The following is a 14,862-nucleotide window of genomic DNA, read 5'->3' as shown; positions in this document are numbered from 1 at the left end:
GGAGATGACTGAATTGGATAAAAATCTAGAACTTACAGAATTACGCAGTCTATTACGAAAAAATGAATTTACTGGTCCAACCGCCGGATTCGCACCAGGGCATACGCAAGCAAATCTGGTAATCTTGCCTAAAGACCTAGCTTATGACTTTTTACTGTTTTGCCAACGGAACCCTAAATCTTGTCCACTGCTTGAAGTAACCGATAGTGGCTCACCTGTTCCTAAGCTGACAGCACCAAACGCAGATTTACGTTTTGACTTACCTAAATATCGGATCTATAAAAAGGGTGTTCTTGTTGAGGAATTAAATGATATCGGGGAATATTGGAAAGACAATATGGTAGCCTTTTTAATCGGCTGCAGCTTCACGTTTGAAAATTCTTTAATTGAAAATGGCCTTGTAATCAGGCATATTGAAGAAAACCGGAATGTTCCGATGTATATCACCAATATTCCTTGTCAACCAGCAGGTGTGTTTCAAGGAAATTTAGTCGTTAGTATGCGCCCATTTTTAGCGTCTGACGCTATTCGCGCCGTAGAAGTAACATCCAGATTCCCTGCCGTACATGGCTCACCTGTTCATATTGGCAACCCTGAAGAAATTGGAATACAAAACCTTGCTAAGCCGGATTTCGGGGATTCCGTTACGGTAAAAGAAGGCGAACTTCCTGTATTTTGGGCTTGCGGTGTAACACCTCAATCAGTTGCCATGTCCAGTAAACCTGATTTAATGATTACACATGCTCCTGGGCATATGTTTATTACTGATGTTAAGGATAGTATTTATTCGATTCTTTAGGATTGAATGCGACAGATAAATAAAGAACCTATCATTCTAATAAAAGTGGAGAAACAGATTCTATTGAACTAGCACAATCCTTAAATATCTGTTTCCTACTTAAAAAGATAAAACTGTAATCTTTTATGGGAATGAGTGTCAATTTTGGCACTCTCTTCTTTAATTAATTTGGTGGGCCATACTGATTATTTATATCTAATTATTATCGAAGGAAGAATCCTGGGAAACAGACGTTGAAGCTGTATTCTTAAAATTAGCTTGGTTTATTGATGCTCCGGATTATGAAAGTTTTAATATCGGATTATTGTATCACCATTTAGATAATGAATGGCTTGAATTCGTTAGAATTTGTTGAAATGTTTTCATAAGCCTTTAATTTACTTTTAAATGTCGGGAACCTTTCAATGATTCGTTTTGTTGAGCGTTTCATCCTATACCTCCTGTCGACTTAGTCAACACCATCATAACGTTGACTTAGTCAACAATTAGGTAGGAAATGATTGTCTTTTAAGTCAATAAATACTCCTAGATTACCTAAGCGCGTCAATTTGGAGAATCGCTGATTACTTAATAATTCTCCCTCTTCAGAAGGTTCATCAAAGCCATATAAATCTCCAAGTTGATCATAAGCTGAACCAGTTGATGATGAATATTCAAATAGCGTTTCAACTTTTGATTTTTCTTTATGTTGGCGTTTTAAAATAATCTTTTGCGTATTTGAAATAATAATATTATATTTTGAACGATCTATCGTGTTTAATGTTGTACCTGTGTCCTCTAAGAAGTGGATCTTTAAATTACTATCTAGCCAAGCTAAATATTCTGGTGGAATAACATTTGATTTATCAAATGTTTGGATTTCACGTAAAGACTCTAAAACCGTTTTGTCTGGTGCAAATACAATCGCGTTATGACAGAAACGTTTGTCTTTCGGAAACTTATTTGCTAATAAGAACTCGTAGAATATACAAGTAGCCATTAAGATTGTTTTACCTGTACCCATTGTTAAAGAAAAAATGTAGTTTGAGTAATCTAATTCAAACTTTTTCATTCTAGCGAAAACACTCTTGTATTCTTCAATTTCCACAGTAAATAAAGAATATTGTTCCCCTTCAGTTAAACCTAAATCTCCACGATTCTCGAAGCCATCTTTCTTTTCATACCAATCAGTAAAAATTTCATGGATCTTTTTATTATCTTGGTACTCTTTTAAGAAGATGTATACTTCTAAAGCTTCAAATTGAGGCTGACGTAAAAATGCATTTGGATTTTTATAATCATTGAAATCTAGAAACTTTCTAGATAGCAGTTTATATTTTGAACGGATTTTTTTCTTATTTTGATTATAAAACTCCCACAGATACGTATAAAATGCGAAATCTAAGGCGAAATCTTTCTTTTTACTCACTCTCAAAACTCACCTCTAGCGACTCAGATAATAAGTCTGTAATTTTCACTCGAATTGTACCAGCCTCTTTCGTGATTACATACACACCTTTAACAAAATCATTTTTAGATGGCACATCTATTTCTTTTGGTTCTAAAACTGCACCATCATAATTCCAATTAATCATTACAGATTCAACAAGTTCTTTCCAATCAGTAACATTGTCTTTCATAATGCTTAATTTTTGTAACAAATTCATTGGATAGAAGTTTTCAATGATTAGTTCGTTATCTTCTATTCGAATCAAAGCTTCTGCATCACGCTTAAATTCTATATTTGCTCTATCACGCAAGATATCAACTATCTCTACATTGAGTTTATATGGAACTTCTTTTTTGAGAGTGGCTGCTAAATCTGGCTCATGCCCCATACATACTAATAGAATATCCTCTACATATTGATTAGGATTGTCCTTTTGGCGTTGCTCTAAAGTTTTATAATCTAAATTTGTAATAAGATTATTTAAATCTGCTTTTGTCGCAATTCTATTAACTGGCATAATTTTCACCATCTGCCCGTCTTTTTCTCCGTCATAAACACTACTATTTATAGGCTGTATTTCTAACGCCTCTAACAATAAGTCCTTTGCTTGAGTAGGGTTCTTAAATATATCATAGTTATTAACATTGTATATTTCTAACCCACAGTCAGAGGTCGGAAGAAGATTTAACAATCTCTTAGTAGTAGTTTGAACTGCCGTTAAGTTAATGTCTGCCCCAATAAATTTCCTTCCCATTTTTAGAGCTACTGCTGGAGTAGTTCCTGACCCCATAAAACAATCGAAAACTAAATCACCTGGATTAGTCGAGGCTTCTATTATGCGTTCAATAACTGTCTCAGGTTTTTGAGTAGGATAGCCCGTAGGCTCAATTTTATCTGCTGGTTGTAACATGGATAATCGCCATACATCATCTACAGTTTTATGTGTAGATTCAATGTAAATCACTTTTCCATCTTCATCGTTTAGCGTTTACACGGCCTGGATCGATTTTAATTACTGATATAAATATAAATTGAAAATTAAAGCACTCCACTGATTTTCCCAATAAAGTGTTTTGTTTTGATTTTTTATACTTAAAACATGGTTAATGATTCTAAATGGAACTTGGGCAACGTAATGCTTCTGTTCTAATGGTTATTATTATTCAAATAAAAATTAATCAATTGATTGTTTTTTCTTGAATAAACAATCAATTGATGGTTATAATGAATACAGTAATATGTAAGGGAATGATAAGATGTCAGAGGATCAATTGGTTAGAGATCGAATTGCCCCGATCGATGAAGTGGAAATGCTAATCAAAAAGGCGCGGGATATATTAAATTCCGATAATTACGACCTGGACATTCAAAGAAATAGAAAAGGCGAAGATCCTCTTGACCCATTTTCAACTAAGAATACGCTTTTAGCCTTGAAATACGATTCGGATGATGTAGCTAATGAGATAATGTCGCTACAACTTCAAGACTATTGTAAGACCACTATTGATACAAAAAGACCAGAAAGTCCAGAATTTTGGGTTTTTGAAAAGACTATCCAAAACCGGAGTGTCTACATCAAATTCAAAATCCGTAACGAAGAAAACAAAAAGATTTATTGTATGTCTTTTCACTTTCCACAATGGGCAATCACAAAAAAACCATATGCAGAGGGTATATAAAGAGGATTAACTATCCTCTTTATATACCCCAAAAATAAAAAGAATATAATCAATAATAATTAGGAAGGAGTCACATGAATGGCTAATTTGGTAAAAAGAATCAATTATGACTGCCCACAATGTGACCAATATCATGAAGTTGAGGTTTATGTACAAGACACAAAATCTTTAATCGAGGGAACTATTGTTGAGCATGAGGAAACTTATTATTATTGTCCAAATGAGGACGAAGAGTTTACCCCAGCAAAAGTTATGAATCAAAATTTATTAGCAGCTCGTGATGCTTATAGAGTAAATATAGGTCGTCTACCTTCATCAAAAATTAGAGACATTAGAGAAATGTTTGGACTAACACAAAAAGAATTTGCTAATTTGTTGGGTTGGGGAGATGTAACAGTTCAACGATATGAATCCAAAACTATACAAGATGAAACTTATGATCAAAAGATGCGATTAATCTACGAAAATCCTCAAATGGCCTTAAAGGAGTTGGAAAAACATGAAGAAAAATTTGACTATGAAAGATATTTAGAAATTAAAGAAAAGATAACTGACTTGATAAAAAAAAAATCACTTAAATATCATAAAGAACAAATTGTATATGCCTCTTATGTAGATTATAATGAGCCTTCAGATAGCAACGGTGGAACACGATTAAACCTAGATAAAATTAAAGATGTTATTCACTACTTGGCCCACTTTAGTTCTCGATTATACAAAGTTAAACTAATGAAGTTATTATGGTACTCAGATGCTTTAGCTTATAAAAGATATGGTAACTCTATTACTGGATTAGTATATAAACATCTACCCTTAGGAGCAGTGCCTATTGCACACGAGGATATACTTGATATAAGTAGAGATGCAATAAATATTCATGAAGAATATTTTGACGACTATATAGCTTATAGAATAGAAAGTAAAACTCCTGTTAATCTTTCATATTTATCCGAAGAAGAATTAGATGTATTAAATGAAGTAATAAGAAAATTTGATACTGTAGGGAGTAGAAAAATTAGTGACTATATGCACGAAGAAGAAGCATATATATATACAAAAGATAATCAAATCATCCCATATAGTCTAGCCGGAAAAATTAAAGAATTTTAAAACAAATCCCCGTATTAATGAATACGGGGATTTGTTTTAGCCTAACAATTTAACTTAACTAACACACACAGCTTATATTATGGTCTTACACATACTACATTGCTTTATACCAACCCAAGCAAATTGTTTGGTTAGGATTTGTGACCTTTTTTGGTTGTTCTTGCACCGGTTGTGTTCGAGCTCTGTTATCGGAAATGCTAAAAGATTATGGTTGAAGTTACAGTGACGGCAACAATTGGTTTTTGAGCAATTATACGCTCCATTATATCAGTGGTTAACTCCTATCGCTTCTCCGTTGCTGCATATTTATCTGCTCGCGCATTCTGGATAATTGATACATATTCCCTGGCTGTACGGGTAATTTTCGTAAAGTCAGAGGCTGCGATGGCTTTACGGTCTACTAGATTCCCGCCAATTCCTACTGCAGCCACACCTGCCTCAATAAATGAAGCTACATTATCCAGATGAATGCCTCCAGTCGGAATAATTGGGACATGGGAAAAGGGCCCTTTTACATCTTTAATATATTGCACCCCTAATCCTGTTGCCGGGAACACTTTGACAAGATCTGCTCCCGATTCAATGGCATTAATCATTTCAGTCGGTGTCATGACCCCCGGTATGGCAATTTTGCCATACCTCAATGTGGTACGGACGACATCCTGGTGAAGACTCGGACTTAGGACAAATCCTGCTCCACTGTCGATGGCTAGTCGTGCTCCCTCACTATCTAGCACTGTCCCTGCACCTATGATGGCCCGGTCTTTAAAAAGATTCGAGAGTCTGTTAATAGATTTGAAGGATCCTGGCGTGTCAATCGTCACTTCAAGTGCTGTTACGCCACCTTCGATTAGACTTTCTGCGACTTTCATCATTTTATCTTCTGGGATGCCACGAATGACCGCAATAACACCACAATCCACTAATTTTTCTATTAATCTTACTTTTGGCAGCATGGAAGGCCTCCTATCGTAAAATTTCCTGTGTAATTTTATCCGGTGAAATTTGGGACCAGAATGGATATCCTTCCACATCACCGGTAACTGTTAGGGCATACGCTCCAACACGGTTTCCTAGTTTAACAGCATCGGCATAAGACCAGCCACGAATCAGGCCTGATAAAAATCCTGCGGCAAAACCGTCACCGGCCCCTACAGTATCAACAACTTGTTGAACCGGAAAACCTTCAATATATTCTGCTTTTTCAGGCGTCCCATAAAAGGCTCCCCGTTCTCCAAGTTTGACCACGACGACACTGGCCCCATTCTGCAGAAGGCGATCCGCTATTCTTTCTGGAGTCGTTTCCCCTGTCAGAATTTCTCCTTCTTCGATCCCCGGCATGACGATATCACATTTACTTGCAATGTCCATCAGCTCGAACCGTGCTTCTTTCTTGCTCCAAAGCTTCAAACGAATATTTGGATCAAAAACAACTGTCACTTTGTTTTGTTTCGCTAATGTAATGGCATGATGTGTCATTTTCTTGCATGAATGACTTAATGCCGGAGTAATGCCAGTGAGATGCATGAATTTTGCTTGAGAAATAACCGACTCATCCAGATCATTAGATGTCATATAGCTGGCGGCAGACCCCTTGCGGTAGTAATAGATTTTGGGATCTTGCATAACCTGTCTTTCTTTAAAGAAGACAGCGGTCTGATGATGATCATCGAATTTCACCTGTGAGGTATCCACACCTTCTCCACGAATAAAGTTACGGACAAATAAACCAAATTCATCGTTACCAAGACGGCTCATCCAACTGACCTGATGGCCTAGTCTAGCTAAAGAGATTGCTACGTTTGCTTCCGCACCGCCAATCGTTTTTTCAAATTCATTTGTAAACCGGAGCGGACCAACCTTTGTAGGTACGAACAATACCATCGTTTCCCCAAATGTTACGACATCCATATTCTAAACCCCTATCCCTTTTCTATTAGTATAGCTATGGCATTTTCCATTCCTGACTCCACAATCGTAGAAAGGTAACGACATACGGTTTCAGGTAAATCATCAATTTCAGTTAAATCTCTTTCCCATAAGGATTGAGTCGATAAGATCGTCTTTACCATGTTTTCTAAACGTGCGTTTCCATTGTTCAGTTGACTCCAGCCATGCATGAACAATTCAATCACTTCTGGTTGATCACGGATGACCTGACTGCTGCCCTGTAATCGTTCTGGCTGGTAATAGGCGAATAGAGCCGCAAGCGAGAACGATACGATTTCGGGCAGTTTATTCTTTTGATTCGTCCAATCCTCCAGTGTAGGAAAAAGTCTGCTCTTATATTTAAATATCGCATTTAAACCGATATCACTGAGAAAATGCTGATTAAACGGGTTGGAGAAACGCTCGATAACCGAATCCGCAAACGCTTTTGTTTGAAACTCATTCATCTTGATTACTGGAAGAATTTCTGAATAAATCCCACGTCCGACGTATTCTCGCAACAGTTCATCCTCCATTGTCTCGAGCACCGTCTTTTTTCCAGAAAGATATCCTGCCGCAAACATCATCGTATGTGCGCCATTTAAGATCCTAACCTTGATATCACGGAAAGGCCTTACATCTGACCAGAACACATTCAATCCAGCCTTGTGAAAAGGTATGGCTTCAGCCGTCTCTTCATCGGCTTCAATTGCAAACAAATGATAAGGCTCCCCTACCGTAATCAATTCATCTTCATATCCTAATCTAGTTCGATACTCATAAACACCATTTTTTGGATAACCTGTGACGATGCGATCGACAAGTGTATTGCAAAATTTATTACTTGCTTGAACCCATTCAATGAATGAATCCGGCAGCTTCCAATCGTTCGCTATGCGCAGGACAATTTCTCTTAATAGATCCCCATTGTCCTCCAATAACTCACAAGGAAAAATCACAAGTCCTGCCTCTGCTTCACCATTCATCACCTGGTAACGATGGTAGAGAAAAGCTGTCAATTTTCCCGGAAACGAAAGCGGTGATTCATCTGGATTGTATTCCTCTACCGAATAGCTTAAGCCTGCTTCGGTGGTATTGGAAAAAACGAAACGGATATCCTTATTTTCCGCTACCTTTAATACTTCCCGCCAATCGATATAAGGATTGATTCCTCTACTAATAGAAGAAACTACTTCAACTTCATCGATAATTTCTCCGTTTTCCATTCCCCTAAGTGCTACCGTATACAGACCGTCTTGAGCATTCAGCTTCGGAACCACTTTCCCGTGTGGAGTTGGTTGAATGGCAACTATTTTCCCGTTAAACAAACCTTGTTTGTTCATTTGGTGGACCATCCAGTCGATAAAACCACGCAAGAAATTCCCTTCCCCAAACTGAATGATACGTTCTGGTAATTGATCCATTTGATTATGTTCAGTAAACCATTGTTTACTTAGTCTTTTCATGAGAAAACTCTCTCCCCCGAATCTTTTATCTTAGAGAATGACACCATCTTTGAAGATGGCAATTTCCTTAAACCCATACTGTTCATTATTAGTTCGGATATCACCAGAAGCCAGCTTAACGATATACTCAAAGAAATTGTGTTTCAGGCTATCCATATCTGTGCCCTCAATTAGCTGCCCCGCATTATAGTCAATCCAATTTTTCTTTTTCTCGAAAAGCGCAGTATTTGTTGAAATTTTTACAGTTGGAACCGGACCGCCAAAGGGAGTCCCTCTGCCCGTAGTAAACAAAACGATGTGGGCCCCAGATGCCGCTAATGCCGTAACAGATACCAAATCATTTCCAGGACCTTCCACCAGATTTAATCCTGTTTTGGTAACCCGTTCTCCATAAGGTAAAACATCCACTACTTCACTAAATCCGCCTTTTTGAACACAGCCTAGTGATTTTTCCTCCAAGGTTGTAATTCCGCCTGCTTTATTTCCTGGCGATGGGTTCTCGTATATCACCTGGTCATGACGGATGAAATATTCCTTGAAGTCATTAACTAAATTGACCGTTTTCAAAAATACCTCTTCATTCGTAGCACGGTTCATGAGTATTGTTTCTGCCCCAAACATCTCAGGTACTTCCGTCATGATCGTCGTTCCCCCTCGTTCCACTAACAGATCAGAAAAAGCCCCGACAAGCGGATTACCGGTTATCCCAGAAAAACCGTCTGACCCTCCGCACTTTAGACCTACCTTAAGCTTAGAAACTGGAACCTGCTGGCGTTTAAATCCTTCCACATAATCGACCAATTCACTAATAAGAGTCAGTCCTTCTTCCAATTCGTCGTCAGCTTTTTGGACTTCTAAAAATTTTACACGTGCACTCTCATATTCCCCTATGGACTGTTTAAATAGGTCCACATAATTGTTCTCACATCCAAGGCCCAATACCAGAATTCCCGCAGCATTCGGATGATTGACAAGATTGGCCAGTATTTTTTGTGTATTGACCAAGTCATCTCCAAGCTGGGAACAGCCGAACGGATGAGGAAAATGAAACACTCCGTCTATATCACGGTCTTTATGGGTTTCCGTACCCATTTTCGCGAGAAGCTCAGCTGTTTTGTTAATGCAGCCTACTGTATTGATTATCCAAATCTCATTGCGAATGCCTACCTCGCCATTAGTTCGCACATATCCCTGAAAGGTGCAGTCAGAAGCCCGCACTTTGACTTCTTCGTTTGATTTCTGATTGTATTGATAATCTAATTTCTCCCCTAAATTGGTTTGAACATTATGCGTATGAACCCATTCTCCTTCCTCAATATCTGATTTGGCCGAGCCAATGGGGTATCCAAACTTCAGGATATTATCGTTAATTAGAATTTTTTTGATGGCAATCTTATGTCCAAAAGAAACATCTGTTTTCAGGGTAATTTTTTTACTATTGATTAAAATTTCTTCACCTGCAGGTAAATCTTGCAAAGCGACACACACCGAATCATCTGGATGAATAAGTAGATAAGTAGTTTTATCGTTCATGATTACACTCTTTTCGATAGAATTTGGACAAACAATAGACATAGCCGGATAAGTCTAGCTATGTCTATTGTCTAATTTCCTAAATATTTAATTTAGAGAATGAACCCATTTGTGATCTGGGTCATCATATGGCCTTAAGGTTCTTCCTTCCTCTCCAGCCATGAACCACAAATAGTAAACCTGGTAGCCTCCTGCAGCATTTACGGGGTGATAACCCTTATCGATCGCGAAGCTGTCGCCATTACGAATGATATAAGCGTCATCAATGCTGCCATCTTTTGTGTAATGAAGCTGCACGCCAAATCCTTGTTTGGGATTCGCCTGATAATGATAGATTTCCTCCAGGTTGAGCTCTTCAGGATAATGCTCACCATCATGCTTGTGAGGTGGATAACTGGACCATTCTCCTGCATGATTGAACGTTTCGCCTAAGATCATCCGTTGCACTCTGCCATCCGCATTATCAGCGATAATGTCGTGAACTTCGCGTTTCCAATTGTTTTTTCCACGCTGATGGATAACGACATCGTCTGGTCTGACGACAAAAGGCTCGAATTTTTCTTCTGCCTTAACTTTACAAACAGCAACATCCAAATCCGTTTCTGCCTTGATTACATACTCTGAATAACAAGGGATATAGGCAGTTGTTGCTTTGCCGCTGAAGACATTCTCGCGTCCGCCTAACTCCTCCCATGTCTGACCTTCACAAGATATGGCGGCAGTACCCTTTAAAAGAACAAGGGCAGTTTCAAAGTCGTTTGTTCCGCTTGTGTATTCCTGACCTGCTTTTAGCAATATTTTCCCGAAGGCTAAATATTTTAAAAGTGGGCTATCTTCCTGGAAGATTTCTTGATATCCTTCCACTTCGTTCGCTTTATAAAAACGTTCCATCTATGAATTCTCCTTCCGCTTATGCTATTTGTTAGCATGCTGTAATAGCGTTCGAGTAAATGACCAAACCCAATTTGGTATTATTACACAGTTTGAGCGACAGGAGTTTTCTGTTCTTCGGTAACCCCAGCATTATTTGCTTCATGGAACAGGTTAAGAAGATCTTGGTAGCTTGTTTTTCTCGGATTTGTTTGGCTGTTCATATCCTTTGACGCATCATCAGCTAAAATGCTCCAGTCAGAATCTTTAATGTTAAATGATCTTAGTGATGGAATATTTGTATCCTTTACTAATCTTTGTACCGCTACAACTGCTTTCTCAGCAGCTTCCATTGGAGATAAACCGTCAATGTTTTCACCCATAGCAACAGCAATGTCCGCGAAGCGACCTGGACAAGCAATTAAATTAAATTTCATGACATACGGTAACAAAATCGCATTGGCAACACCATGAGGGATATCATAATGCCCACCAAGTGGATGCGCCAGCGCGTGCGCGTTACCTAGACCTACTTGTGGGAATCCTACACCAGCCATCGTGCTGCCTAGCATTACCTTTTCTCTAGCTTCATAGTTTTCGCCGCGAGCATAGGCTTCACGAAGGTTCGCACCAATTAAGCGCACTGCCTCTAGATTAAGAACATCAGCGATCGGGGATGCACCATTTAGAGCATCTCTAGTGGTATAGGCTTCGATAGCGTGTGTAAGAGCATCTACTCCAGTAGCTGCAGTAATGGCCGGTGGTAAACCAAGAGTCATTACTGGATCCACCAAAGCAACTACTGGTGCCATCAAAGGGCTGCCAATACTAGACTTCCAATTCTTGATTTCATTTGTAATAACAGCCCATTGAGTAACTTCGCTTCCTGTACCAGAAGTAGTAGGAATTGTAATGACATCTGGACCTTTTTTAGTGAACTCTTTTCCGCCGATATCATATTCGTTGATATCGCCTTCGTTAACCGTCATCATACTGATTGTTTTACAAGCGTCCATTGCACTGCCTCCCCCAACGGCAATGAAGGAGTCACATCGGTTAGAGCGGAAAACCTCCACACCTTTTACCACTGTTGCAGATGGTGGGTTCGGTGGAACTTCGTCAAAGATGATGTATTCGATATTATTACTAGTTAAGGACTCTAGAATCCCTTTTAATAAGCCAGCATTAATGATTCCCTTATCTGTAACAATCATGGCTTTCTTATGATTTCTTGAAGCTAATACTTCACCAGCCTGTAGTGATGCATTCTTACCAAAAACGATTTTAGTAGCGCAAAGAAATTGAGAATTTTCTAACATAATGATCCTCTCCTTAATAAGTTTTAGTTTTTTAATAGTTTGTTTGTTTTTACCATTTATAAAAATTATTTCTTTTGCCAACATGAATTTGCACTGTCTTCACTTCAGAGAATCCATCTAAGCCAAGTGTGCCAAGCTCTTTTCCGAAACCACTTTGCTTAAATCCGCCAAACGGCAATTCGGAGTGGGCTTCCATGTAGTGGTTCACCCATAGCGTGCCCGCTTTAATCGTTTGAGCTGCAAGTAATGCTTTATCAATATCCTTTGTCCAAACTGCTCCAGCAAGACCAAAGATTGAATCGTTCGCAATTTCCATCGCCTCATCAAAGTCCTTAAAGCGAATGACTGACAACACAGGACCAAAAATTTCTTCTCTTGCAATAGTCATATCAGGGGATACATCCCCAAAAATAGTTGGTTCCATGAAGAACCCTTGATCATAAATACCTCCAGTCAAACGTTTACCCCCAGTAAGCAGCTTAGCTCCTTCGGAAATTCCTTTTTCAACATAGCCAAGTACAGTGAGTAAATGTGATTCTGTTATAAGAGCTCCCATTTCGGTATCAGCGTCCAAAGGATTTCCAACTTTAATTTCGCTTGCTCTAGCAACTAATCTTCCAACAAACTCATCATAAATTTCATCCTGTACTAATAAGCGAGATCCCGAGGTACACACCTCTCCTTGATTGAAGAAGCTGCCAAAGAGTGCACCATCTAGAGCATCGTCTAGATCAGCATCTGCAAAAACGATATTAGGAGACTTTCCGCCTAATTCCATGGACAGCTTTTTCAATGTATTTGATGACAATCTCATTAGTTCCTGTCCAATTTCAGTAGACCCTGTGAACGCAATTTTATCAACGTCTGGATTGGTTGCAAGCTCTTGGCCTGCTGCTCCGCCTGGTCCGGTGATGACGTTCACCACACCTTTAGGGAAACCAACTTCATCAAAGATTTTTGCGAACTCTACAGTCGTAATAGGCGTCGCACTTGCGGGCTTAATGATTACTGTACAACCAGCTGCCAGTGCTGCAGGCAGTTTTTGCATCAGAGTGCCTAAAGGGAAATTCCATGGTGTAATGATCCCAACAACACCAACCGGAATCCGCAGTGTCAAACCAAGCAGGCCGTCTTGGACTTGGTTCGAAGTCTGGCCATAAATAGATCTGGCCAATCCTGTATAGTAGTTTAAGATATTTGCAGCAGCACCAACCTCCCCTTTAGCTTCAGATAATGGTTTACCCATTTCTTTACTTAGCAGTTCAGCGATTTCGTCTGTCTTTTCTACGATTTTTAAATAGGCGCGATATAGAAGCGCGGATCGCTCACTACCTGACATCTTCGGCCATTCGCCTTTGTCGAATGCCTGGCGTGCTGCTGAAATCGCCATTTTGGCATCCTCAACTCCAGCTCTTGCTAGTTCAGCTACAATCTCGCCATTTGCCGGATTCCTTCTAACGAAAGTCTCCCCGTTAGCAGAGTTTGACCATTCTCCATTAATAAATAACTGATAACTTTTCACTAATTGTTTTGTTGTCATAAAATCACCCTTTTCACCCTCAAATTGAAGGATTATATTTTAGTAAGAGGAATTTGGATCATACATTTTCTCTGCATTCCCCCGGTTAATAACCGGATTCGCAATATAATGAAGGGAAGGAATTTGTTCCCCTTGTACCACCTTAATGGCCATTTTTACAGCATCAGCACCCTGGACCCGAGGATCATTACTAACTGTTACGACTAAACCTGATTTTGGATCTGAAACTTTTTTAATCGCCTCCTTTGTACCATCAATAGATCCAATAAGCACTTTCTCGCTCAGACCCGTATTATTCAATGCTGTAAAAATACCAGGCAACATAACATCACTCATACAAAATACTACTTGTAAATCAGGATGGGATGTTGCAATGTCTTGCATTTCCGGAAGAGCCTTATCAGGTACCCAGTTACCAAAACGTTCTGCAACTAACTCCAAGTTAGACTTCCCGTATTTTTCTAACATGAAATCTGTCCAACCTGAAATCATACCATTCCGACGATATTGGGATACCAATTCTTTCGGATATCCACTAACCATGGCCGCTTTTATTATTTTATCGCCAAATTTTTCTGAAGCAGCTTTAGCTAGTTCCCAACCTGCTTTATATCCAGTGTCTCTCGGATCGTCAGAAACAAAGGAGACAGGATTCGCTTTAGGGTCAACGTTACTGTTAACCGCGATTAATGGAATCTCCTTTTGTGCTAACTGGTTAGTTGCAGGTATAACACCCGAAGGATCTTGAGGGTTCATGATAACTGCATCGACACTTTGTGCAATTAAATCTTCAACACCAGATACTTGTTTTGCTACATCACCTTGGGCATCTAATACGACTAACTTTACATCCTGTCTTTTTGCTTCCTCTTCGGCTCCTCTAATTAGGTTGGTATACCAATCACTTCCGGCTACCCGCCTTTGTGAGAAACCGATTACAATTTTTTCACCATTTTTCTTTCTTGCGGGCTCAATTTTTTTGGAGGTTGATTCTTGGTTAGTATTCTTAGTAGTTCCTTGTTCCTTTGCAACAGTAGTGGTAGACCCATTCATTGGGACACAACCTGTGAGAAAAAATACGATTAACAAAAGAGACAGAGCCGTGATTTTCATTGCAGAAATTGTTCTACCTTTCATAGTTCCTCACCCCACACATTTAGAAGTAGTAATAACAAGAATTAACAAAAT

13 protein-coding genes are annotated in these 14,862 nt (G+C 39.0%); 3 read left to right on the top strand and 10 right to left on the bottom strand.

Features of this window, described 5'->3' with window-relative positions; translation table 11 throughout:
* Positions 1 to 4 precede the first annotated feature (4 nt).
* On the top strand, positions 5 to 799 hold the full coding sequence (locus tag QF028_RS01730; protein ID WP_429463743.1) for a putative hydro-lyase: 795 nt from the start codon (positions 5 to 7) through the stop codon (positions 797 to 799).
* Positions 800 to 1,277: 478 nt separating this feature from the next.
* Here the strand turns inward: QF028_RS01730 and QF028_RS01725 are convergent, their stop codons facing one another.
* Positions 1,278 to 2,207 (bottom strand): DEAD/DEAH box helicase family protein, encoded by a 930-nt coding sequence (locus QF028_RS01725; RefSeq protein ID WP_429463673.1) that lies wholly within the window; start codon positions 2,205 to 2,207, stop codon positions 1,278 to 1,280.
* Complete coding sequence (locus QF028_RS01720) at positions 2,200 to 3,192, bottom strand: DNA-methyltransferase (protein ID WP_429463671.1); 993 nt, start codon at positions 3,190 to 3,192, stop codon at positions 2,200 to 2,202. The genes QF028_RS01725 and QF028_RS01720 overlap by 8 nt, the downstream gene beginning before the upstream one ends.
* A gap of 292 nt (positions 3,193 to 3,484) precedes the next feature.
* Here QF028_RS01720 and QF028_RS01715 point away from each other — a divergent pair, with 292 nt between their 5' ends.
* Both QF028_RS01715 and QF028_RS01710 read left to right on the top strand, forming a co-directional pair.
* Positions 3,485 to 3,907, top strand: a complete 423-nt coding sequence (locus QF028_RS01715) for a type II toxin-antitoxin system MqsR family toxin (RefSeq protein WP_429463669.1) — start codon at positions 3,485 to 3,487, stop codon at positions 3,905 to 3,907.
* Between the two features lie 78 nt (positions 3,908 to 3,985).
* Positions 3,986 to 5,017, top strand: a complete 1,032-nt coding sequence (locus QF028_RS01710; protein ID WP_429463667.1) for a type II TA system antitoxin MqsA family protein — start codon at positions 3,986 to 3,988, stop codon at positions 5,015 to 5,017.
* A 281-nt stretch (positions 5,018 to 5,298) separates the two neighbouring features.
* On the opposite strand, the gene QF028_RS01705 is transcribed toward QF028_RS01710, so the two are convergent.
* The 8 genes from QF028_RS01705 to QF028_RS01670 all read right to left on the bottom strand — a co-directional run bounded on the left by QF028_RS01705 (position 5,299) and on the right by QF028_RS01670 (position 14,811).
* Positions 5,299 to 5,973, bottom strand: coding sequence for a bifunctional 4-hydroxy-2-oxoglutarate aldolase/2-dehydro-3-deoxy-phosphogluconate aldolase (locus QF028_RS01705; RefSeq protein ID WP_429463665.1), 675 nt, complete (start codon positions 5,971 to 5,973; stop codon positions 5,299 to 5,301).
* A 10-nt stretch (positions 5,974 to 5,983) separates the two neighbouring features.
* Complete coding sequence (locus QF028_RS01700; protein ID WP_429463663.1) at positions 5,984 to 6,928, bottom strand: sugar kinase; 945 nt, start codon at positions 6,926 to 6,928, stop codon at positions 5,984 to 5,986.
* 11 nt (positions 6,929 to 6,939) lie between these two features.
* Complete coding sequence (locus tag QF028_RS01695; RefSeq protein WP_429463660.1) at positions 6,940 to 8,412, bottom strand: tagaturonate reductase; 1,473 nt, start codon at positions 8,410 to 8,412, stop codon at positions 6,940 to 6,942.
* A 30-nt stretch (positions 8,413 to 8,442) separates the two neighbouring features.
* A complete protein-coding gene (locus QF028_RS01690) occupies positions 8,443 to 9,945 on the bottom strand; it encodes a UxaA family hydrolase (protein WP_429463658.1) in 1,503 nt (500 codons plus the stop codon).
* An 87-nt stretch (positions 9,946 to 10,032) separates the two neighbouring features.
* The gene (iolB, locus tag QF028_RS01685) at positions 10,033 to 10,836 is read right to left on the bottom strand and encodes a 5-deoxy-glucuronate isomerase (RefSeq protein WP_429463656.1); all 804 of its coding nucleotides are present in this window, start codon (positions 10,834 to 10,836) and stop codon (positions 10,033 to 10,035) included.
* An 83-nt stretch (positions 10,837 to 10,919) separates the two neighbouring features.
* Positions 10,920 to 12,134, bottom strand: coding sequence for an iron-containing alcohol dehydrogenase (locus tag QF028_RS01680; RefSeq protein WP_429463655.1), 1,215 nt, complete (start codon positions 12,132 to 12,134; stop codon positions 10,920 to 10,922).
* 49 nt (positions 12,135 to 12,183) lie between these two features.
* Positions 12,184 to 13,674, bottom strand: a complete 1,491-nt coding sequence (locus QF028_RS01675) for an aldehyde dehydrogenase family protein (RefSeq protein WP_429463653.1) — start codon at positions 13,672 to 13,674, stop codon at positions 12,184 to 12,186.
* A 39-nt stretch (positions 13,675 to 13,713) separates the two neighbouring features.
* On the bottom strand, positions 13,714 to 14,811 hold the full coding sequence (locus tag QF028_RS01670; RefSeq protein ID WP_429463651.1) for a substrate-binding domain-containing protein: 1,098 nt from the start codon (positions 14,809 to 14,811) through the stop codon (positions 13,714 to 13,716).
* Positions 14,812 to 14,862 lie beyond the last annotated feature (51 nt).

This window comes from Neobacillus sp. B4I6 (assembly GCF_050434045.1).
Taxonomy (GTDB): Bacteria; Bacillota; Bacilli; order Bacillales; family Cytobacillaceae; genus Neobacillus.
The sequence above is the reverse complement of the archived record's forward strand: the minus strand, read 5'-3'. Positions and strand labels throughout refer to the sequence as shown.

Bases quoted from the DNA above. Each gene is read 5' to 3' on its own strand.
- QF028_RS01730 (WP_429463743.1), top strand. From the start codon at position 5: ATGACTGAATTGGATAAAAATCTAGAACTTACAGAATTACGCAGTCTA.
- QF028_RS01715 (WP_429463669.1), top strand. From the start codon at position 3,485: ATGTCAGAGGATCAATTGGTTAGAGATCGAATTGCCCCGATCGATGAA.
- QF028_RS01710 (WP_429463667.1), top strand. From the start codon at position 3,986: ATGGCTAATTTGGTAAAAAGAATCAATTATGACTGCCCACAATGTGAC.
- QF028_RS01705 (WP_429463665.1), bottom strand. From the start codon at position 5,973: ATGCTGCCAAAAGTAAGATTAATAGAAAAATTAGTGGATTGTGGTGTT.
- QF028_RS01700 (WP_429463663.1), bottom strand. From the start codon at position 6,928: ATGGATGTCGTAACATTTGGGGAAACGATGGTATTGTTCGTACCTACA.
- QF028_RS01695 (WP_429463660.1), bottom strand. From the start codon at position 8,412: ATGAAAAGACTAAGTAAACAATGGTTTACTGAACATAATCAAATGGAT.
- QF028_RS01690 (WP_429463658.1), bottom strand. From the start codon at position 9,945: ATGAACGATAAAACTACTTATCTACTTATTCATCCAGATGATTCGGTG.
- iolB (WP_429463656.1), bottom strand. From the start codon at position 10,836: ATGGAACGTTTTTATAAAGCGAACGAAGTGGAAGGATATCAAGAAATC.
- QF028_RS01680 (WP_429463655.1), bottom strand. From the start codon at position 12,134: ATGTTAGAAAATTCTCAATTTCTTTGCGCTACTAAAATCGTTTTTGGT.
- QF028_RS01675 (WP_429463653.1), bottom strand. From the start codon at position 13,674: ATGACAACAAAACAATTAGTGAAAAGTTATCAGTTATTTATTAATGGA.
- QF028_RS01670 (WP_429463651.1), bottom strand. From the start codon at position 14,811: ATGAAAGGTAGAACAATTTCTGCAATGAAAATCACGGCTCTGTCTCTT.